The organism is Curtobacterium sp. ZW137 (assembly GCF_003762905.1).
In the GTDB taxonomy this organism is placed as follows: Bacteria; Actinomycetota; Actinomycetes; order Actinomycetales; family Microbacteriaceae; genus Curtobacterium.
Window position 1 is genome coordinate 61,609 of record NZ_RJKS01000004.1, and the last position, 19,336, is coordinate 80,944.

The window sequence follows — 19,336 nt, forward strand, 5'->3', positions numbered from 1 at the left end:
CGTTCTCGACCCTGCTCGCGTCGGTGTCAGACTGCCGGGACATAGCTCTGGATCACCGCCCCGACGCTCGACATGACGGCCGACCAGATGCCGGTGACCATGAGCAGACCGATGACGATCAGGATCGCTCCTCCGATGATGTTGACGATGCGCATGTGGCGCTTCACGACGCGGATCGCTCCCGCTGCCCACCCGGCGCCGAGTGCCACGAGCAGGAACGGGATGCCGAGACCGAGGCAGTACGCCACCCCGAGCCACATCCCCTGCCAGGCGCTGCCGGACTGGACGCTGAGCAGGTTGATCGCGGCGAGGGTCGGGCCGAGGCACGGGGTCCAGCCGAGGCCGAACACGATGCCGAGGAGCGGCGCCCCGACGAGTCCGGTCGCGGGGGTCCACGACGGCTTCAGCGTGCGCTGCAGGAACGTGAACCGCCCGATGAACACGAGGCCCATCAGGATGACGACGACGCCGAGGACCTGGGTGATGAGGTCACGCCAGCGCACCAGCCAGAAGCCGAGTGCGCCGAAGACGGTCGTGTACGCCACGAAGACCGCGGTGAAGCCGAGGACGAAGAGCAGCACCCCGAGGACGACACGTCCGCGTGACCTCGAGCCGCCGTCGGCGACGCCGCTGACGTACCCGAGGTACCCGGGGACGAGCGGCAGCACGCACGGCGAGAGGAACGACACGAGCCCGGCGAGCAGTGCGACGGGCAGCGCCACGTACATCTGACCACTGAGGATCGCGTCGGAGAAGGGGTTGCTGTCCACAGGTCAGGAGGCCTTGCCGCCGTCGAGCTCGTCGCCCACCAGGGTCTCGAGGATGCTCGTGCCGTCGACCGCGCCGAGGACGCGGGCGGCGACCCGGCCCTTCGTGTCGAGGACGATCGTGGCGGGCACGGCGTTCGGCGCGATCTGCCCGGAGAGCGCGAGCTGCATGGTGCCCTTGTCGGCGTCGAGCACCGTCGGGTACTGCACGCCGAACGTCCGCTCGAACGCGGCCGCGGTGGCCTTCTGGTCACGGACGTTCACGCCGATGAACTGGACGTCCTCGTCTGCGTACTCCGCCTGCACCTTGTTGAGGTACTTCGCCTCGGCACGGCAGGGCGGGCAGCTGGCGTACCAGAAGTTCAGGACGACGACCTTGCCGCGCAGGGCCTTCGCCGAGACGGTGTCGCCGTCGGAGGTCGTCGCGGAGAAGTCGACCGCGTCGGTGCGCTTGTCGGCGGCGACCTCGGTCACCGCACCGTCACCGGAGATGTAGTTCTGCGTCGTGCCGCTGCCGTACTGCTTCGACAGCGAGTCGCTGCCACCCGAGCACCCCGTGAGGGCGATCGCGGCGACGACGGCGAGCGCCCCGGCCGCGACGAACCGCTTCTTGAGACTGCGGACGATCACACTGCTCCTTCGTCGATGGCGGTCCCCCGGAGTTCCTGCGCGGGGTCGGCGTACCCGACCTCGGTGAACCGGCCGCCCAGGGTGGCGGGCACGCGCTCCAGCGTCGTGATGCTCGACAGGTCGCAGCGGCGCTTCCGGGGGTCGTGCCAGAGCGGCTCCCCCGCCAGGCGCCGGTGCACCATCCAGATCGGGAGCTGGTGGCTGACGAGGACGACATCGCCCTCATCGACGCTCTCCCACGCGGTGGCGACCGCGGCGAGCATGCGGTTGGCGATGGACTCGTAGGCCTCGCCCCAGCTCGGTCGCAGCGGGTTCGCGATCCACGGCCACTCCGACGGCTTCCGGATGGATCGCTTCGTGAAGCCGGGAGGCTGTCCCTCGTACCGGTTCGTCGGCTCGATGAGCCGTTCGTCCAGGGTGACGTCGAGGCCGTACGCGGCGGACCACGGTGCCGCGGACTCCTGCGTGCGCTGGAGCGGCGAGGCCACGATCCGGCGGACGTCGACGCCGGCGTCCTTCCACGCGGTGGCGGACGCTGCGGCCATCCGGTGCCCGAGCTCGCTCAGTCCGAAGCCCGGGAGTCGCCCGTAGAGCACACGGTCCGGGTTGTGTACCTCGCCGTGCCGCACGAGGTGGATTCGGGTCGCGGGCATGGGTTCCAGTCTAGGTCGCGCAGCTGTTCCCACTGCCCACACAGGCGATTGACGGCTTCGGGACCGTTCAGCCGAGGTGTCCGGAGAGCCTGCCGTGCAGCGCGACCGAACCCGTGTTCAGGTTCACCACCTCGACGCTCGAGCCGTGCTTCGCGAACCGCTGCTCGACCCCGTCGAGGGCGGCCACCGTGCTGGCGTCGAACACGTGCGCCTCGGACATGTCGATGACGACGTGCTCCGGGTCCTCGGCGTAGGAGAACCGGGTGACGAGGTCGTTCGACGACGCGAAGAACAGCGCACCGCGGACCCGGTACCGCACGGTCCGCTCGTCCACCGGCTCGCGGACCACCTCGACCACGTGCGCGACCCGGCGGGCGAACACGAGCGCCGCGACGACGACACCCACGAGCACCCCGGTCGCGAGGTTGTTCGTGGCGACCACGACGACCACGGTGATCACCATCACGGCGGTCTCCCCGAGCGGCATCCGCCCGAGGGTCCGCGGACGGATGCTGTGCCAGTCGAAGGTCGCGACGCAGACCATGAGCATCACCGCGGTCAGCGCGGCCATCGGGATCCGGGCGACGACGTCGTGCAGCACGATGGTGAGCACGAGCACCGAGGCTCCGGCGACGAAGGTCGAGATCCGGGTGCGGGCCCCCGCGGTCTTCACGTTGATGACGGTCTGGCCGATCATCGCGCAGCCACCGGTCCCACCGAAGAAGGCCGACGCGATGTTCGCGATGCCCTGCCCCCACGACTCGCGCCACTTGCTCGACCCGGTCTCGGTGATCGCGTCGACGAGCTGCGCCGTGAGCAGCGTCTCGATGAGCCCGACGATCGCCATGCCGAACGCGTACGGGGCGATGATCGTGAGCGTCTCGAACGAGATCGGGACCGTGATGCCGTTGAACCCCGGCAGCGCGGTCGGCAGCGCCCCCTCGTCCCCGACGGTCGGCACGGCGACGCTGAACACGATCGTGATGACGGTGATCACGACGACTGCGATGAGCGGCGCCGGGACCGCCTTCGTGAGGAACGGGAACCCGACGATGATCGCGACGCCGAGCGCGGTCAACGGCCAGACCACCAGCGGGACGTCGTGGCCGAACAGGTTCGGGAGCTGCGCCGTGAAGATCAGGATCGCGAGCGCGTTCACGAAGGCGACGTTGACGCTGCGCGGGATGAACCGCATCAGCCGTGCCACCCCGAGGAACCCGAGCACGAGCTGGATCACGCCGCCGAGCACGATCGTCGGGACGAGGTAGGAGATCCCGTGGTCACGGACCAGCGGTGCGATCACCAGGGCGACGGAACCCGCTGCTGCAGACACCATGGCCGGCCGGCCGCCGACGATCGCGATGACCACGGCGATGATGACGCTGGAGAACAGCCCGACCGCCGGGTCGACGCCGGCGACCACCGAGAACGAGATCGCCTCCGGGATGAGGGCGAGCGCGGTGACGATGCCCGCCAGCACCTCCCGCGTCAGGAGTCGGGGCGAGCGGAGTGCGGACAGGACGCTCGCGGCGGCCGGCGCGTGGGTGAGGGTCGTCATCGCGCTCAACCCTACCCTCACGTGAGGGTAGGGTTGGGCGTGATGACCGAGCACGACGACCAGCACGACGACCAGCACGACGCCGGGACGATGCACATCGGTGAGCTTGCCGACCGCGCCGGGATGTCCCTCCGGACGATCCGGCACTACGACGAGGTCGGTCTGCTCGTGCCGAGCGGCCGCACCACTGGTGGCTTCCGCGTCTATACCGAGCGTGACCTGGAGCGGCTGCTCGTCATTCGTCGGATGAAGCCGCTCGGGTTCTCACTCGACGAGATGGGCGACCTCCTCAGCATCGTCGACGGGCTCCCCGGCAGTGATGCGGACGACACGGCCGCACGCGCAGCGCGCCTCGATGCCTTCCTGGAGGACGCGCGGGCCCGCCACGCGAAGCTCGTCGAGCGGGCGGGCATGGCCGAGGAGTTCATCGGCACGCTGGGCTCCCTCCGCGCTTCGCTCCCCTGAGCCCCGCGCACGCTCGGCCGCGCGCCGATCCTGTTCTCGCTCCGCACGCTCTGCGCGCCCCTCCAGCACCAGTTCCCACCAGACCCGAACACGCTCGTCGTGTGCCGCGATGATCGCCTCGGCCTTCCGCTTCCGGAAACGGTGCCGACGACGGACGCCCTCCCGCCACCGCCGCTCGACATCGGCGCTCCACGCATCGGCTTTGACTCCCATGGTCATGCTCCTCCTGCTCGGGTCTTGATGAGGTTGTCCACGATGGTGACGAACTCCACGTGGGCGCCGCGAGCAATCTGCATGTCGCATGCCGCTTCGAACGCAAGGCGACCGATCTCGTTCTGGCCCACGTCGTCAGAGCACACGAGGTCGATCGCCCACACGATGCGCGTCCACGCGCGGTCACGCTCTTCGCGGTGCACGTCCCGCCGCCAACGGAGCACGGCCCAGCAGCCGCCGACCACCGCGACGACCATCGTCAGTCCGGCCGCGCACAGCGCTGCGACCACCGTCGCGACCGCCGCAGGCGGCCAGGCCGCGAGACCGTCGGTCCCCACCGTCAGCACCGTCATGAGGACCTCCTCCCCGCTCGCGACCCGGCCACGTCGAGAACGCTACGGACGCACCGGGGCCGAGCCGAGCCTCCCGGCGGTGTCTGTGGAGAACCGTCGGACGGAACCGGGCTGTGCAGAACCGGCAGCCCGGTAGACTCGACGACCGTGATCGAACGCACCCGCATCAGCGACCTCGCCGCCCTCCCCGACGGTCCCGTCTCCGTGGCCGGATGGGTCGAGACCGTCCGCGATCAGAAGAAGGTGCAGTTCGTCGTCCTCCGCGACGAGACCGGCGCCGTCCAGCTCGTGAACCCCGCCACGCGCGAGGCGACCGAGGGCGACGACGCCTCGGCCGCAGCACTCGCCACGACCGAGACGATCTCGGGTCTGGCGCACGGCTCCTTCATCCACGTCACCGGCACCCTCAAGCACGACGAGCGCGTCAAGCTCGGCGGCCTCGAGGTGAAGGTCGGCGAGCTCACCGTCGTCAGCGCCGCGATCCCGGAGACCCCGATCGCCGACGACTCCTCGCTCGACAAGCGCCTCGACTGGCGCTTCATCGACCTGCGCAACCGCAAGCAGAACCTGATCTTCCGCATCCAGACGACGCTGGAGCACGCGTTCCGCACGTACTGGGTCGAGCGCGACTACATCGAGATCCACACCCCGAAGCTGATGGCGTCGGCGTCGGAGTCCCGCGCCGAGCTCTTCCAGCTCGAGTACTTCGAGACGACCGCCTACCTCGCGCAGTCGCCGCAGAACTTCAAGCAGATGGCACAGCCGGCCGGTTTCGGTGCCGTGTTCGAGATCGCCGACGCCTTCCGCGCCGACCCCTCCTTCACCTCCCGGCACGCGACCGAGTTCACCAGCGTCGACGCCGAGTTCTCGTGGATCGAGTCCCACGAGGACGTCATGGCGATGCACGAAGAAGTCCTCGTGGCCGGCATCACCGCGGTCAAGGAGAAGTACGGCAAGGACATCGAGGAGGTCTTCGGCTTCGAGCTGCAGGTCCCCGCGACCCCGTTCCCCCGCGTGACCCTGGCCGAGGCCCGGAAGATCGTCGCGGAGAGCGGCCACGTCGTCGTCCGTGCCGACGGCGACCTGGACCCGGAGGGCGAGCGTCGCGTGTCCGCCTGGGCGAAGGAGCACCACGGCTCGGAGTTCGTGTTCGTCACCGACTACGACGCGTCGATCCGCCCGTACTACCACATGCGCCACGCCGACGACCCGACGCTCACGAACAGCTACGACCTGCTGTTCAACGGTGCCGAGATCTCCACGGGCGCCCAGCGTGAGCACCGCGTCGACGTCCTCACCGCGCAGGCGGAGGAGAAGGGCCTGGACCCGGCCGAGCTCGGCTGGTACCTGGACTTCTTCCGCTACGGCGTGCCGCCGCACGGCGGCTTCGGCATGGGCCTCGCGCGCGTGCTGATGCTCATGCTCGGCGAGCCGTCCATCCGCGAGGTCACGTACCTGTTCCGCGGCCCGACGCGCCTGACCCCGTAGGGGGCGCGACGGCGCGGGCTGCGGCGGCGCGGCGGCGCGGCGCGAACCGCATCCGCACAACGAAAGCCGGCTCGAACCACGGAATTCCGTGGTTCGAGCCGGCTTTCGTTGTGCGCCGCCGGAGCGCGCCAGCGCAAGCCGCCGGAGCGCGCCAGCGCAAGCGGGCGGAGCGCGCCAGCCGGGAGGCTCGGCTCAGCTCTCCCAGTCGATGGCGGCCCGCCCCGTGACCAGTCCACGGATCTCGGCCGCCGCAGCCTGGTGGTCCGGGTGCACCTGGTACACGTCGAGACCGGCGAGGTCGTCGAAGGTCGCCACGACGGCGACGTCCTGGTTCTTCCCCGGGTAGGCGACGTTCTCGACGACCTGCAGCGAGCGGATCGACGGGACGACCCCGATCAGCCCGTGCAGCAGTTCGCGGATCCGCCCGATGGACGACGCGCGGTCGAGGTCTTCCCGGAGGGTCCACGAGACGACGTGCTGGATCATGCGGAGGCTCCCGCCTTCTCGAGGGCGCGGACGAGACGGTCCTCGTCGACACGCCAGTTGCTGTGGACGCGGCCGTCGACCAGCACCACGGGGATGTCCTCGGCGTACTCGAGCCGGAGGGCGTCGTCGTCGAGGATCGAGCGCTCCGTGAGCGTCACGCCGGGATGGGCAGCGACCACCCGCTCCACGATCGGTCGTGCATCGTCGCAGAGGTGGCATCCGGGCTTGGTGAGGAGCGTCACGGCTGGCATGGGATCAGCGTAGCCCCGACGGTTCCCGGCCCGGGAACAGCGAAAGCCCCGGCGAACCGGGGCTTCTGCGGCAAGTCTCGCGACTTACTTCTTGTTGCGACGCTGGTGACGCGTCTTGCGAAGGAGCTTGCGGTGCTTCTTCTTCGCCATGCGCTTGCGACGCTTCTTGATGACAGAACCCATGTGGACCTCGCTCGGACTGATGCTGATGTACGGACACCGGGCCGATGAAGCCGCGGAAAATCAACCTGCCCGATCCTACCGGAGGGCCGCTGTGATGTCGAACGCGCTCTCAGGCGGAGGACTCAGCCGACGTCGGCGATGCCGCCGCGCAGGACCTCGGCGACCGCCGACTCCGGGACGCGGAAGGAACGGCCGAACCGGATCGCGGGGAGTTCCCCGGCGTGCACCATGCGGTAGACGGTCATCTTCGAGACGCGCATCATCTCGGCCACCTCAGCGACGGTGAGGAAGCGCACGTCGTCGAAACTGCCGGTCATGATCCGCCTTCGGGGCACGCGCTCGACCGAACGCGGAGGTTGGTGTGACCTGAGTGGTCTCTGGTAACTGTAGAGGCGGGTGATACCCGGTGTCCAGGGCGACGCGTCAGTCCTCGTCGGAGCGTTTCGTGAACCGGCGACGCGAACTCTCGACGACCCGTTCCCAGCCCTGCTGCGCCCCCGAGAACGCCGCCGTGGCGCGGTGCGACGCCTCGGCCATGACGCGCCCGAGTTCGGTCCCCACCTCGACCGTGGCCTTGCCGGCGACGCCGTTCCGACGGACGGAGACCGGCTGCCCGTCGGGCGTCCATGCGGTGGTCGCCGGCGTGCCGTCGGCGTCGACCGCGCCGGTGAACGGCGCCACCCAGTCCTCGATGTGCAGGAGTGGTTCCGGGTCGAGCCGGTAGTAGCGGTGCTGTCCTTCTTCGCGCGAGGTCACGAGGCCGATGTCACGGAGCACGCGGAGGTGCTTCGAGACGGTGGGCTGGCTGACCCCGAGCTTCTCGACGAGCTGGCCGACGCTGAGTTCCCCGCCGGTCGCGTCGGCGCCGTACGCCGTGAGGAGCGCGCCGAGCAGTTCCCGCCGCGTCGGATCGGCGACCACGCTGAAGATGTCGGCCATGGGGAAAGGCTAACCGGCCGGGCACGGATGTACCATGCGATGCGTCCCGCCCATGTCCTCGGAGGCATACGATGCTCGACCGCACGGAGCCGCCGACCGTCTCGACGGGCGCTTCCCGCAGACGCGTGTCACGGATCGCCACCGTGCTGCGCTCCTCGCCGTCGCGCCTGGCGATCCTGGTCTTCGTCGCGCTGATCTTCGTGTTCACGGTGCTCTTCATGACGCCGATGGCCGCGGCCGACGGGCGGTCGACCCACTTCGCGGACTCGCTGTTCACCGCGGCGTCGGTGGTCTGCGTCACCGGGCTCGCGACCGTGGACATGGCGACGCACTGGTCGGTGTTCGGCAAGACCCTCGTCGTGATCGGCACCCAGATCGGCGCCGTCGGCGTGCTGACCTTCGCGTCGATCCTCGGGCTGTTCGTGACCCGGAAGCTCGGGCTGCGTGCGAAGCTGATGGCCGCGGGCGACTCGAACCCGCTCCGCACGCACCACGGCGCGGTGCCGGAGGGACAGGCGGTCCGGCTCGGCGAGGTCGGCACGCTGCTCGCCACCGTCGCGGTGAGCACGCTGTCCATCGAGATCGTGCTCGGCCTGCTGCTCCTGCCGTCGGTGCTCATCGCCGGCATCCCGTTCTGGAGCGCGGTCGGCGACTCCTTCTACTACGCGGCGATGGCCTTCACGAACACCGGGTTCGCACCGAACGCCAGCGGCCTCGACCCGTTCGCGCACGACTACTGGTTCCTCTCGCTGCTCATGGTCGGCGTCGTCGCCGGGTCCATCGGCTTCCCGGTGATCCGGGCGCTCACGAAGCAGCTCCGCACGCCCCGGAAGTGGCCGATCCACGTCAAGCTCACGCTGGCGACCAGTGCCGTCCTGCTCGTCGGCGGTGCGATCGTGTACATCTCGCTCGAGGCGTCGAACCCGTCGACCTTCGGCCAGGAGGGCGCCGGGCGGACCGCCTTCCAGGCGCTCTTCCTCTCGACCATGACCCGGTCGGGCGGCTTCTCGCTCGTCGACTTCGACCAGCTGAACGGGTCGAGCCTGCTGGTCACCGACATGCTCATGTTCATCGGCGGCGGCTCGGCCTCGACCGCCGGCGGCATCAAGGTCACGACACTCGCGGTGCTGTTCCTCGCCGCCGTCGCCGAGGCTCGTGGCCGCGCGAGCATGGAGGCCTTCGGCCGGCGCATCCCGAGCGACGTGCTCCGCGTCGCCGTGGCCGTTGTCCTCTGGGGAGCCACCATCGTCGCGGTCGCCACGATCGTCCTCCTGCAGATCACCCACGAGTCGCTCGACCGGGTGCTGTTCGAGGTGATCTCCGCCTTCGCCACGTGCGGCCTGTCCTCCGGCATCTCCGGGGAGCTGCCGGAGTCCGGCAAGTACGTCCTCGCCGCGACGATGTTCCTGGGTCGTGTCGGTACAGTGACCATCGCCGCAGCCCTGGCCGCCAGCCAGAGCCGGCAACTGTTCCGCCGTCCCGAGGAGAGGCCGATCGTTGGCTGACCGAACCCGCCCGCAGCACCCGTTCGGTGCCGTCAGCCACGACGCCCCGGTGCTCGTCATCGGCCTCGGCCGCTTCGGCGCCGCCACCGCAGGGCAGCTCGAACGCCAGGACCGCGAGGTCCTCGTCGTCGACACGGACGCCGGCCTGGTCCAGAAGTGGTCCGACCGGGTCACGCACGCGGTGCAGGCCGACGCCACCGACATCGACGCGCTCCGGCAGATCGGCGCGCAGGACTTCCCGATCGCCGTGGTCGGCACCGGCAGCGACCTCGAGTCGAGCGTGCTCATCACCGCGAACCTCGTCGACCTCGGCATCCCGCAGATCTGGGCGAAGGCGATCAGCCGCTCGCACGGCACGATCCTGTCCCGGATCGGCGCGAACCACGTGGTCTACCCGGAGCGCGAGGCCGGTGAGCGCACGGCGCACCTGGTCTCCGGCCGGATGCTCGACTTCATCGAGTTCGACGACGACTTCGCGGTCGTCAAGATGTTCCCGCCACGGGCGGTCCGCGGCAAGGACCTCGGCACAACCGCGATCCGGACCCGCTTCGGCCTCACCGTGCTCGGCATCAAGCCCCCGGGCGAGGCCTTCGTCCCGGCCACGCCGGACAGCGTGATCGGTGAGCACGACGTGATCATCGTGTCCGGCTCGACGACGGCGCTGGAGCGCTTCGCCGCTCTGGAGTAGACCACAGGCCGCCTGGGCCCACGCCGCCGGTCCCTGGCTGACGCGCCAGCGGCAGACAGGCCGTGCCGGTGGGGAGAGGCCCGGTGCCGGCTGGCACCGAGCCTCCCGTCCGGTCTGTGGTCTGGTCTAGAGCTTCGACAGCTCCTCGGCACGCGCGATCGCCGCGTCGGCGGCACGCCGCAGGGTGTCGGCCAGGTCCGCCTCCTGCAGGACCGCGACCGCGCGCTCGGTCGTGCCCTTCGGGCTGGTCACGGCCCTCCGGAGGTCCGCCGGCTCCTTGCCGGAACGCTCGAGCAGCTCGACCGCACCCCGCACGGTGCCCTGCACCATCGTCTCGGCCTGCTCGTGGGTGAAGCCGAGCGCCTCGGCCGCGCGCTGCCACTCCTCCACGAAGAGGAAGACGTACGCCGGACCGGAGCCGGACACCGCGGAGAGGGCGTCGAGCTTGTCCTCGGGGACCTCGATCACTGCGCCGGACACGTCGAACAGGCTGGACGCGAGCGCGACCGCCTCGGTGTCCGCCGAGGCGCCGCCGCTGATGCCGGTGACGCCGTGGCCGACGCCGATCGGGGTGTTCGGCAGGGCTCGGACGACGCGGACGGAGTCCGGCACGCGGGCTTCCATCGCGGCCGTGGTGACCCCGACGGCGACGCTGACGACGACGGTGCCCGGTGCGAGGTCGCCGGCGATCTCGTCGAGGACGTCACCGATCGCGAACGGCTTCACCCCGAGCACGACGATGCCGGCGCCACGGACCGCAGCGCGGTTCGCATCCGGTTCGGTGTCGCTCGCGTGGGCGTCGAGTCCGCGCTCGCGATGGGCGGCGGCGGACGACTCGGACTTCGTCGTGATGACCACGGTGTCGGGTGCCAGACCGGCGGCGAGGAGGCCGTCGAGGACCGCGCCGGACATGGATCCGACGCCGACGAGGGCGGTGCGGGGCAGTTCGATCGTCATGGCCCGACCCTACCGAGGGACCTGCCCGTAGGATCGGGCAGCAGATCAGGAGACAGGGGTCACAGTGAGCGCTTCCGGAGGCAACCGGGCCATCCTCGCCGCACTCGGCGCGAACGTCGGCATCGCGATCGTGAAGTTCATCGCCGCCGCGATCAGCGGCTCGGCATCGATGCTCGCGGAGGGTGTGCACTCCCTCGCGGACTCGGCGAACCAGCTCCTGCTGCTCCTCGGTGGACGGCGCGCCCGACGTGCCGCCGACGAGGAACACCCCTTCGGCTACGGGCGCGAGCGCTACGTGTACGCCTTCGTCGTCTCCATCGTGCTGTTCTCCGTCGGTGGCGTGTTCTCCCTGTACGAGGGCATCGAGAAGTTCGCGCACCCGCACCCCCTCGAGAACTGGTGGCTGCCGCTGCTCGTGCTCGTCATCGCGATCGGGCTCGAGGGCTTCTCACTCCGCACCGCGCTGAAGGAAGCGGCACCGCACAAGGGCTCGCTGTCGTGGGTGCAGTACGTGCGCCGCGCCAAGGCCCCGGAGCTGCCGGTCGTCATGCTCGAGGACACCGCGGCCCTGACCGGCCTGGTCTTCGCGTTCTTCGGGGTCGGCCTCACCGCGCTGACCGGCAACGGGGTGTTCGACGCGATCGGCACCGTGCTCATCGCGGTGCTGCTCATCGCGGTCGCGCTGGTCCTCGGCATCGAGACCAAGAGCCTGCTCGTCGGAGAGGGAGCGACGGCGGCGGACGTGACGAAGATCAAGGCGGCCGTGCTCGACGGTCCCGAGGTCGAGTCGATCATCCACATCAAGACCCTCTACCTCGGCCCGGAAGAGCTGATGGTCGGCGTGAAGGTCGCCGTCGACGGGGACCGACGACTCGGCGACGTCGCCGCCGGGATCGACACCGTCGAGCAGCGCGTGCGTGCCGCCGTGCCGATCGCCCGGGTCATCTACGTCGAGCCGGACGTGCTCCGCACCGGACCGCGTCCGCCGACCGAGGCGATCGTGATCCGCGCGGCCGACTAGCGCCGTTCCGCGGAGCATTGCGGAGCGGCGACTAGCGCCGTTCCGCGAAGAAGTCGTCGAGCAGGGCGGCGCACTCCGCCTCGAGCACACCCGCGACCACCTCGGACCGGTGCGGCAGACGACGGTCCCTGGCGATGTCGTAGACGCTGCCGGAGGCTCCCGCCTTCGGGTCCCACGCGCCGAACACGATCCGTGGGACCCGTGCGGCGAGGATCGCCCCCGCGCACATCGGGCACGGCTCGAGCGTGACGACGAGGGTGTGCCGGTCGAGGTGCCAGTCCCCGGTCACGGCGGCCGCGGCACGGAGGGCGAGCACCTCGGCGTGCGCCGTGGGGTCCTGCGTGGCCTCGCGCTCGTTCCGGCCGGTGGCGACCACGCGGCCCTGTGCGTCGAGGACGACGGCCCCGACCGGCACGTCCCCGGTCGCGAGGCACGCCCGGGCCTCCTCGAGCGCCAGTGCCATCGCGGACACGTACGGACGCCCGGCCGGGTGCGTCGAGCGTGTCGTGTCCACGGGTCCTCCGGTCTGGTCGGGTACCGCCCGCGACCGCTGGTGGGCACGCGGCACGGTACGCTCGACCCTATGCGAGTCCACGTCGCCGACCACCCGCTCATCACCCACAAGCTCTCGGTGCTCCGCGACCGGACCACACCCTCGCCCACCTTCCGGGCACTGACCGAGGAACTCGTCACGCTCCTCGCGTACGAAGCCACCCGGAACGTCCGGGTCACGGCGACCCCGATCTCCACGCCGGTCGCGCAGACCATGGGCGTCTCGATCGCGAAGCCGCGCCCGCTCGTCGTCCCGATCCTCCGCGCCGGCCTCGGCATGCTCGAGGGCATGGTCAAGCTCGTCCCCACGGCGGAAGTCGGGTTCCTCGGCATGGCGCGCAACGAGGAGACCCTCGAGCCGCAGACCTACGCGGAGCGCCTGCCGGACGACCTCTCGAACCGCCAGTGCTTCGTGCTCGACCCGATGCTCGCGACCGGGGGCACCCTCGCCGCCGCCATCGACTTCCTGTTCGACCGCGGCGCCGAGGACGTCACCTGCGTGTGCATCCTCGGGGCACCCGAGGGCCTCAAGGCCGTCGAGGAAGCCGTGGGCGACCGCGACGTCACGATCGTGCTCGGCGCCCTCGACGAGCGCCTCGACGAGAACGGCTACATCGTGCCGGGCCTCGGCGACGCCGGCGACCGTCTGTACGGACTGGCCGAATAACACTCCTCCGCTCTCGACCGTCCGGGCGGACGGTTGACAGCGACTTGGTATACCGCGGATACTCGTCGTCATGACTGCAACCGTGTCCCGCGTCCTCTCCGAGGCGTGCTCCCTCTCGGGGGCAGTGGGGACCGCCGGCACGATGATGCCGGCGATGGCCGTCATGCGTTGTCGAATGTGTGCCTGATCGGCACCCGTTCCAGCCGGATCCCCCGCGACACCACCCCCGTCGCGAGCGCGTGATCCCCGGGTGACGACCACCGACGACGCGCACGTCACGTCACGAGGTCGTTCCCCGCACCCCCGGGTCAGCCCCGGTCCTCCCCAGCAGGACCGCAGGGCACATCGGCGCACCGCCGATGCGACGTCACCGTACCCGGGCCGACGCATTCGACACCGGCCGCACTGCGAGAGCAGCCGCGACCACATCGCCCGGAGAACCACCATGTCGCTCACCATCGCCCAGCCCCGCACCAGCCTCCGCACCGCCGCTCCCGCCCCGATCGACCTCGGCGCAGTCACCCCGATCCGGCCCCGCCGCGACGCAGCACCGTCGCGGGCCGTGCAGCCCGAGCGCACCGAGATCCCGACGAGCCCGGTCGTCGCACCGCAGCGGAACCGCGCACTGCCGGAAGGCACCGAGGCCCGCGGCTTCGCCCTCTACGTCGGCATCGACGAGGAGAAGGCCGCAGCGGCCGGCACGACCCTCGCCGCGGTGGTCGAGCAGCTGAAGGCACTCACCGCGCAGCTCGTCCCTGCCGCCGAGACCTACGCCGCGGTCGCCGTGGCCGCCGAGGGCTCCGGTGGCCGTGACGTCGACGTCGTCCGGCTCGCGCTGCAGGACCGCTCCGCCGTCGCCGCACGCAAGCAGGCCGAGAAGCCCGAGCCCGAGGAGACCGGCGTCGTCATCGACATCTCCCGGAAGCGTGTGACGCTCGACGGTGAAGCCGCTCCCCTGACGTACAAGGAGTTCGAGCTCCTGCAGTTCCTCGTCCTCCGCGAGGGCCGCACGGTCGACCGCACCGCCATCATCGACGGTCTCTGGTCCGACGGTGAGGACGAGACCCCGAACGAGCGCACCATCGACGTGCACGTCCGCCGTCTGCGCTCCAAGCTCGGTGCGTTCGAGGAGATCGTCCGCACGGTCCGCGGGGTCGGCTACCGCTTCGACCGGCACGCGGACGTCGCCGTCCGCTACGCGTCGACCCCGTCGCCCGACCTGTTCTGAGCACCACAGGCCGCGCATACCGGCCTCTTGGTGAACTCGCAGCGAACGTCGGCGGTTCCGGCTAGCGCCCGTTATCCGTTCGTTATACAGTCGGTGGTGCAGACGGTGTTTGCTGTGGCACCGGCTGCGGAATGTGAATGCAGGACACTCTTGGTGCAAGGGAGAGGGCCGGTCGCTCGTTGAGCGGCCGGCCCTCGTCCGTGTCCGGGGTCCGGCAGGCGCGTTGCTCGGTCCGAGTGTCCGACGCCCTCGGTAGGGTGGAAGACCACCGGACCAGAGGGAGCTCCACCGTGAACGACGAGGCGCGCGGCACCGACGGTGCCCGGACCGACGCCCACCGCAGCGAGAAAGCGGTCGCAGTCGGTGCCTGGGAAGCCCTGTTCCGGGCACAGGTCACGGTGATGCGGAACCTCAACACCGAGTTCCCGGGCGGCGAGATCTCGTTCAACGAGTACGACGTCTGCTTCAACCTCTCCACGCAGCCCGGGCGGCGCTGCCGGATGCGTGACCTCACCGGCCACCTCCTGCTCACCCAGCCGAGCGTCAGCCGTCTGGTCGACCGACTGGCCGCACGCGGCATCGTCGAGAAACAGCCGGACCCGACCGACGCCCGCGGCGTGATCGTCGCGCTCACCGCGCACGGGTTCGACGTCTACCGCGCCGTCGCCGTCCAGCACGCCGCGAGCATCGCCGCGCAGGTCAGCGCCGGACTGAGCGACAGCGAGCTCCGGACCCTGACCGAGCTCTGCACGAAGCTCCGTGTCGCCGCTGCCGACATCCCCCCGGTGCACCGCACCGTCGCCGTCCAGACCGACCCGGCGCCCGTGTGACCGGCGCCCTCGTCTGGCTCCGCGACGACCTCCGGCTCGCGGACAACCCGGCACTCCGCGCGGGGATCGACCACGGCGGCGACCTCACGGTGGTCTACGTCCTCGACGACGACAGCGACGGCATCCGGCCGCTGGGCGCCGCTGCCCGGTGGTGGCTGCACCAGTCGTTGACCTCGCTCGACGCCGACCTGCGGGCCCGCGGGTCCCGGCTCGTCCTGCGCCGGGGCGCGGCCGCCGACGTCATCCCCCGGCTCGTCGCCGACACCGGCGCGGACGGCGTGTTCTGGAACCGCCGGTACGGACCGGTCGAGCGCGACATCGACGCGGGGATCAAGTCCGCGCTGACCGACGCCGGCACCGAAGCGCACAGCTTCGCGGCGACGCTGCTCTGGGAACCGTGGACGGTGCTCAACGGTTCCGGTGAGCCGTACAAGGTGTTCACCCCCTTCTGGCGCGCGGCGCAGGCGATGCCCGAGCCACGGCACCCGCTCCCGAAGCCACGGGAGCTGCCGTCGCCCTCGTCCGCCGACAGCGACGACCTGGCCGACTGGGCGCTCCTCCCGACCGCCCCGGACTGGGCCGGCGGACTCCGTGACGCCTGGGATCCCGGCGAGCACGGTGCGGCGAAGCTCCTCGAGGAATTCGTCGAGAACGCCCTCGAGGACTACGACCAGCGCGACGAACCCGCGATGGCCGCCACGAGCGACCTCTCCCCGCACCTCCGCTGGGGCGAGATCAGCCCGTACCAGGTGTGGCACCGGCTGCACGGCAGGCTCGAGCCGCACCAGCGGCAGCAGGCGCCCGCGTTCCTCCGGCAGCTGGCGTGGCGCGAGTTCAACTGGAACGAGTACTTCCACTCGGAGCAGCTCGCCACGGTGAACGTCCGGCGGGAGTTCGACGCCTTCCCCTGGCGCACCCCGTCCGACGACGAACTCCAGCGCTGGTACCAGGGGCGCACCGGGTTCGACCTGGTGGACGCCGGCATGCGGGAGCTCTGGAGCTCCGGCGCCATGCACAACCGCGTCCGCCTGGCCGCGGCGAGCTTCCTCGTGAAGAACCTGCTCGTGGACTGGCGCGTCGGGGAGCAGTGGTTCTGGGACACCCTGGTGGACGCCGACGCCGCGAACAACCCGGGCAACTGGCAGTGGGTCGCCGGCTCCGGGTTCGATGCGGCGCCCTACTTCCGGGTGTTCAACCCGGACCGCCAGCTCGAACGCTTCGACAAGCACCGCGAGTACGTCCGCCGCTGGGTGCCCGCCGACGAGGACCGCCCCGAACCGATGGTCGACCTCCGCGAGACCCGCCAACGAGCCCTCGACGCCTACGACAGGATGCGCCGCGCATGACGACCACCAGCCCGGAGACCATCGCGCGGATCGACGAGCTCTTCCGGGAGCGCGTCGAGCGCGGTGTCGCCCCGAGCACCGTGTGGGGCGTCTTCGACGCGGACGGCCTCGTCGCGTCTGGCGGCCACGGCGACCGCGGGGACGGCCGCGCACCAGACGCCGACACCGTCTACCGGATCGCCTCGTGCACGAAGAGCATCACCGCGGCCGCGCTCCTGACGCTCGTCGCGGCAGGGCGGGTCTCCCTCGACGCCCCGATCACCGACTTCGTGCCGGCGTTCGCCGACGTGGCACTGCCGACGCCGGACGCACCGATCCCCACGCTCCGGATGCTCCTGACGATGTCGGCGGGCTTCCCCACCGACGACCCGTGGGGTGACCGCCAGGAACCGATCTCCGACGACGAACTCGACGCCGTCCTGCGGGCCGGGCTGCTGTTCGACTCCGTCCCGGGCACCGGCTTCGCGTACTCCAACCTCGGCTACGCGCTGCTCGGACGTGCCGTCGCGGTCGTGGCCGGGCGCCCCTTCGTCGAGGTCGCCCACGACGTGGTCCTCGAGCCGCTCGGTCTCGACGACACGGTCTTCGCGGCGGCCGACGCCCGCGGGTACGTCGTGACCGGTGCGCGCCCCTTCGAAGGCACCTGGGAACTGCTCCCCCTGAGCGGCCCCGGCGCGTTCTCCCCGATCGGCGGCCTGTTCTCCACCGTCACCGACCTGGCTCGCTGGGCACGACACCTGTCCTCGGCGTTCGCGCCGCTCCGTGCGCCGGGGTCCGTGGCCGAGGACGGCCCGGTCTCCCCCGCGGACCGCCGCCTCATGCAGCAGGCGATGCGGGTCATCCCGACGACGGTCCCCGGTTCCGGCCGACCGGTCGGCTACGGCTTCGGGCTCTTCGTCGAGCAGGACGCCATGTACGGGCCGATCGCCTCGCACTCCGGCGGCTACCCGGGCTTCTCGGCGCACATGCGGTGGTCCGTCCGCTCGGGCCTCGGTGTCGTCGCGTTCGAGAACGCCACGCAGGCGAAGGTCTCCGTCGCGACCGAGGCCGCGCACGACCTGCTGCTCGCGGCCGACGTGCGGACCCGGCCGGCGCCCGTGAGCGTCCTCCCCGAGACGCGAGCCGCGCAGGCGGCCGTGTCGCGCCTCCTGGCCGGGTGGAGCGACGACCTGGCGGACGCGATCTGCACACCGAACGTGGCCATGGACGTGCCGTACGACCGGCGACGCGCCGCGATCGCCGCGGCGGCCGCCGCCGTCGGCGCCGACCTCGGTGCCGCGCCCGTCGCGGAGGCGTCGACGACGCCGACGCACCTGCGCTGGTGGCTGCCCGGCACCGCTGGACGGCTCCGGGTCGAGATCCGACTCGCTCCGCTCGCATCGGGGCGCGTCCAGACCCTGATCTGCACCGCGGAGCCCGTCGAAGCCGAAGGCTGACGCGCCGCGGGACCGCCCCGCGACCGGCGCACGACCGCCCCACGACCGGCGCACGACCGCCGCACGACCTCAGACCGGCGGCCGCCCGCCGACGAACCCGAGCGCGCGAGCGGCGACCCGCGTGCCCTCCCGCGCGGCGGCCCCGACGCGCACCGGGTCGGTGGCCCAGGCGCGGATGAAACCCGCTGCGAACGCGTCGCCGGCGCCGATCGTGTCGACGACCGTGGCCGCCGTGGCGGGCACGCGTTGCGGGGTCCGCCCCGGCCGTCCGACGAGGACACCGTCGTGCCCGAGCGTGACCACCACGAGCGGCACGGCCCGGGTCAGGATGCGGGTGGCCTCGACGACGTCCGGCGCTCCCGTGAGTGCGAGCGCCTCGGCCGCGCCGGGGACGAGCAGGTCCACCCCGGCGACCGCGTCGAGGAACGCGGGGCCGCCCACGGCTCGGACCACCGCCGCCGACGACGGGTCGAAGGACACGCGGGCCGGCCCCGAGCGAGCGCGGGCGACGAGGGCCGCCAGGCGTTCCACCCCGCCGGCGCCGAGCATCGCCTCCCCCGTGAGGTGCACGATGTCCGCACGGGCGACGAGCTCGTCCGGCACGTCGTCGGCGGTGATCAGCGAGCTCGCCGCGCCGTCGGACATCGACGTCCGGGCGCGCGCGTTCCGGACCGACACGACGACCCCGGTGGAGGTGCCGGCGTCGTGGTGGATGTGCGGCCGGACGCCCGCGTCCTCGAGCGCGCGGGCGTGCCGGTAGACGTCGTCCACCCCGACGCGCCCGACCAGGTCGACCTCGGCGCCGAGCCAGCCGAGCCAGGTCGCCGTGTTCCCCGCGGCCCCGGCGGGGCGATGCCGGATGGACGCGGCCGGGTCGTGGTCGCCCGGCCCGGTGGCCCGGGTCTGCACGAGCACGCCGTCCAGCACGTCGCCGATCACCAGGAAGCGCTTCCCGACGCCGCGGCGACGGCCCGCGACCGCCCGTCCGCCGGCCGCCTCCGCGGGACGTGACGGGGGCACGGAACGCTCGGACGGCAGGGACATCCTCGGCAGTCTACGTGAACCCGAGGAAATCTCCACTTTGCGGAGTGAGCCTGCACCCCTCTTCAGATCACGGATG

At 71.2% G+C, this 19,336-nt stretch carries 23 protein-coding genes; 10 read left to right on the forward strand and 13 right to left on the reverse strand.

What is annotated here, in order from left to right; translation table 11 throughout:
• Positions 1 to 26: 26 nt before the first annotated feature.
• From EDF55_RS13585 to EDF55_RS13600, 4 genes are all read right to left on the reverse strand, one after another.
• Positions 27 to 728 carry a cytochrome c biogenesis CcdA family protein gene (locus EDF55_RS13585; protein WP_123655982.1) on the reverse strand — a complete coding sequence of 234 codons (702 nt, stop codon included), beginning with the start codon at positions 726 to 728 and terminating at the stop codon, positions 27 to 29.
• Positions 729 to 773: 45 nt separating this feature from the next.
• Entirely contained in the window at positions 774 to 1,397 is a 624-nt protein-coding gene (locus EDF55_RS13590; protein ID WP_260235949.1) for a TlpA disulfide reductase family protein, read from the reverse strand.
• Positions 1,394 to 2,050 (reverse strand): histidine phosphatase family protein, encoded by a 657-nt coding sequence (locus EDF55_RS13595; RefSeq protein ID WP_123655509.1) that lies wholly within the window; start codon positions 2,048 to 2,050, stop codon positions 1,394 to 1,396. Before EDF55_RS13595 ends, EDF55_RS13590 begins: the two co-directional genes overlap by 4 nt.
• 67 nt (positions 2,051 to 2,117) lie before the next feature.
• A complete protein-coding gene (locus EDF55_RS13600) occupies positions 2,118 to 3,608 on the reverse strand; it encodes a SulP family inorganic anion transporter (protein WP_123655510.1) in 1,491 nt (496 codons plus the stop codon).
• 42 nt (positions 3,609 to 3,650) lie between these two features.
• Here EDF55_RS13600 and EDF55_RS13605 point away from each other — a divergent pair, with 42 nt between their 5' ends.
• A complete protein-coding gene (locus tag EDF55_RS13605) occupies positions 3,651 to 4,073 on the forward strand; it encodes a MerR family transcriptional regulator (RefSeq protein ID WP_260235950.1) in 423 nt (140 codons plus the stop codon).
• Between the two features lie 215 nt (positions 4,074 to 4,288).
• On the opposite strand, the gene EDF55_RS13610 is transcribed toward EDF55_RS13605, so the two are convergent.
• The gene (locus tag EDF55_RS13610) at positions 4,289 to 4,639 is read right to left on the reverse strand and encodes a hypothetical protein (protein ID WP_123655511.1); all 351 of its coding nucleotides are present in this window, start codon (positions 4,637 to 4,639) and stop codon (positions 4,289 to 4,291) included.
• A gap of 147 nt (positions 4,640 to 4,786) precedes the next feature.
• Here EDF55_RS13610 and aspS point away from each other — a divergent pair, with 147 nt between their 5' ends.
• Entirely contained in the window at positions 4,787 to 6,127 is a 1,341-nt protein-coding gene (aspS, locus tag EDF55_RS13615; RefSeq protein WP_123655512.1) for an aspartate--tRNA(Asn) ligase, read from the forward strand.
• 192 nt (positions 6,128 to 6,319) lie between these two features.
• On the opposite strand, the gene EDF55_RS13620 is transcribed toward aspS, so the two are convergent.
• The 5 genes from EDF55_RS13620 to EDF55_RS13640 all read right to left on the reverse strand — a co-directional run bounded on the left by EDF55_RS13620 (position 6,320) and on the right by EDF55_RS13640 (position 7,986).
• Complete coding sequence (locus EDF55_RS13620) at positions 6,320 to 6,613, reverse strand: Dabb family protein (protein ID WP_123655513.1); 294 nt, start codon at positions 6,611 to 6,613, stop codon at positions 6,320 to 6,322.
• Entirely contained in the window at positions 6,610 to 6,864 is a 255-nt protein-coding gene (locus tag EDF55_RS13625) for a glutaredoxin family protein (protein ID WP_123655514.1), read from the reverse strand. Before EDF55_RS13625 ends, EDF55_RS13620 begins: the two co-directional genes overlap by 4 nt.
• A gap of 84 nt (positions 6,865 to 6,948) precedes the next feature.
• On the reverse strand, positions 6,949 to 7,047 hold the full coding sequence (locus tag EDF55_RS13630; protein ID WP_003792170.1) for a 30S ribosomal protein bS22: 99 nt from the start codon (positions 7,045 to 7,047) through the stop codon (positions 6,949 to 6,951).
• A gap of 122 nt (positions 7,048 to 7,169) precedes the next feature.
• Positions 7,170 to 7,364 (reverse strand): helix-turn-helix domain-containing protein, encoded by a 195-nt coding sequence (locus EDF55_RS13635; RefSeq protein WP_111080648.1) that lies wholly within the window; start codon positions 7,362 to 7,364, stop codon positions 7,170 to 7,172.
• A gap of 106 nt (positions 7,365 to 7,470) precedes the next feature.
• On the reverse strand, positions 7,471 to 7,986 hold the full coding sequence (locus tag EDF55_RS13640; RefSeq protein WP_123655515.1) for a helix-turn-helix transcriptional regulator: 516 nt from the start codon (positions 7,984 to 7,986) through the stop codon (positions 7,471 to 7,473).
• Positions 7,987 to 8,057: 71 nt separating this feature from the next.
• Between EDF55_RS13640 and EDF55_RS13645 the strand changes: the two genes are divergently transcribed.
• The gene (locus tag EDF55_RS13645; RefSeq protein ID WP_123655516.1) at positions 8,058 to 9,491 is read left to right on the forward strand and encodes a TrkH family potassium uptake protein; all 1,434 of its coding nucleotides are present in this window, start codon (positions 8,058 to 8,060) and stop codon (positions 9,489 to 9,491) included.
• The gene (locus tag EDF55_RS13650) at positions 9,484 to 10,179 is read left to right on the forward strand and encodes a TrkA family potassium uptake protein (RefSeq protein WP_185017394.1); all 696 of its coding nucleotides are present in this window, start codon (positions 9,484 to 9,486) and stop codon (positions 10,177 to 10,179) included. Before EDF55_RS13645 ends, EDF55_RS13650 begins: the two co-directional genes overlap by 8 nt.
• Positions 10,180 to 10,305: 126 nt before the next feature.
• On the opposite strand, the gene proC is transcribed toward EDF55_RS13650, so the two are convergent.
• Positions 10,306 to 11,136 carry a pyrroline-5-carboxylate reductase gene (gene proC, locus EDF55_RS13655; RefSeq protein WP_123655517.1) on the reverse strand — a complete coding sequence of 277 codons (831 nt, stop codon included), beginning with the start codon at positions 11,134 to 11,136 and terminating at the stop codon, positions 10,306 to 10,308.
• Positions 11,137 to 11,200: 64 nt separating this feature from the next.
• Here proC and EDF55_RS13660 point away from each other — a divergent pair, with 64 nt between their 5' ends.
• A complete protein-coding gene (locus EDF55_RS13660; protein WP_123655518.1) occupies positions 11,201 to 12,157 on the forward strand; it encodes a cation diffusion facilitator family transporter in 957 nt (318 codons plus the stop codon).
• A gap of 31 nt (positions 12,158 to 12,188) precedes the next feature.
• Here the strand turns inward: EDF55_RS13660 and EDF55_RS13665 are convergent, their stop codons facing one another.
• Positions 12,189 to 12,620 carry a nucleoside deaminase gene (locus EDF55_RS13665; RefSeq protein ID WP_123655986.1) on the reverse strand — a complete coding sequence of 144 codons (432 nt, stop codon included), beginning with the start codon at positions 12,618 to 12,620 and terminating at the stop codon, positions 12,189 to 12,191.
• A 120-nt stretch (positions 12,621 to 12,740) separates the two neighbouring features.
• Between EDF55_RS13665 and upp the strand changes: the two genes are divergently transcribed.
• The 5 genes from upp to EDF55_RS13690 all read left to right on the forward strand — a co-directional run bounded on the left by upp (position 12,741) and on the right by EDF55_RS13690 (position 18,216).
• Positions 12,741 to 13,376 (forward strand): uracil phosphoribosyltransferase, encoded by a 636-nt coding sequence (gene upp, locus EDF55_RS13670; RefSeq protein WP_123655519.1) that lies wholly within the window; start codon positions 12,741 to 12,743, stop codon positions 13,374 to 13,376.
• Between the two features lie 445 nt (positions 13,377 to 13,821).
• Positions 13,822 to 14,604, forward strand: a complete 783-nt coding sequence (locus EDF55_RS13675; RefSeq protein ID WP_123655520.1) for a winged helix-turn-helix domain-containing protein — start codon at positions 13,822 to 13,824, stop codon at positions 14,602 to 14,604.
• A gap of 290 nt (positions 14,605 to 14,894) precedes the next feature.
• Positions 14,895 to 15,434 carry a MarR family winged helix-turn-helix transcriptional regulator gene (locus EDF55_RS13680; RefSeq protein ID WP_123655521.1) on the forward strand — a complete coding sequence of 180 codons (540 nt, stop codon included), beginning with the start codon at positions 14,895 to 14,897 and terminating at the stop codon, positions 15,432 to 15,434.
• A complete protein-coding gene (locus EDF55_RS13685) occupies positions 15,431 to 16,780 on the forward strand; it encodes a deoxyribodipyrimidine photo-lyase (protein WP_123655522.1) in 1,350 nt (449 codons plus the stop codon). Before EDF55_RS13680 ends, EDF55_RS13685 begins: the two co-directional genes overlap by 4 nt.
• Positions 16,777 to 18,216 carry a serine hydrolase gene (locus EDF55_RS13690; RefSeq protein WP_123655523.1) on the forward strand — a complete coding sequence of 480 codons (1,440 nt, stop codon included), beginning with the start codon at positions 16,777 to 16,779 and terminating at the stop codon, positions 18,214 to 18,216. Before EDF55_RS13685 ends, EDF55_RS13690 begins: the two co-directional genes overlap by 4 nt.
• 69 nt (positions 18,217 to 18,285) lie before the next feature.
• On the opposite strand, the gene EDF55_RS13695 is transcribed toward EDF55_RS13690, so the two are convergent.
• Positions 18,286 to 19,260 carry a carbohydrate kinase family protein gene (locus EDF55_RS13695; RefSeq protein WP_185017396.1) on the reverse strand — a complete coding sequence of 325 codons (975 nt, stop codon included), beginning with the start codon at positions 19,258 to 19,260 and terminating at the stop codon, positions 18,286 to 18,288.
• Positions 19,261 to 19,336 lie beyond the last annotated feature (76 nt).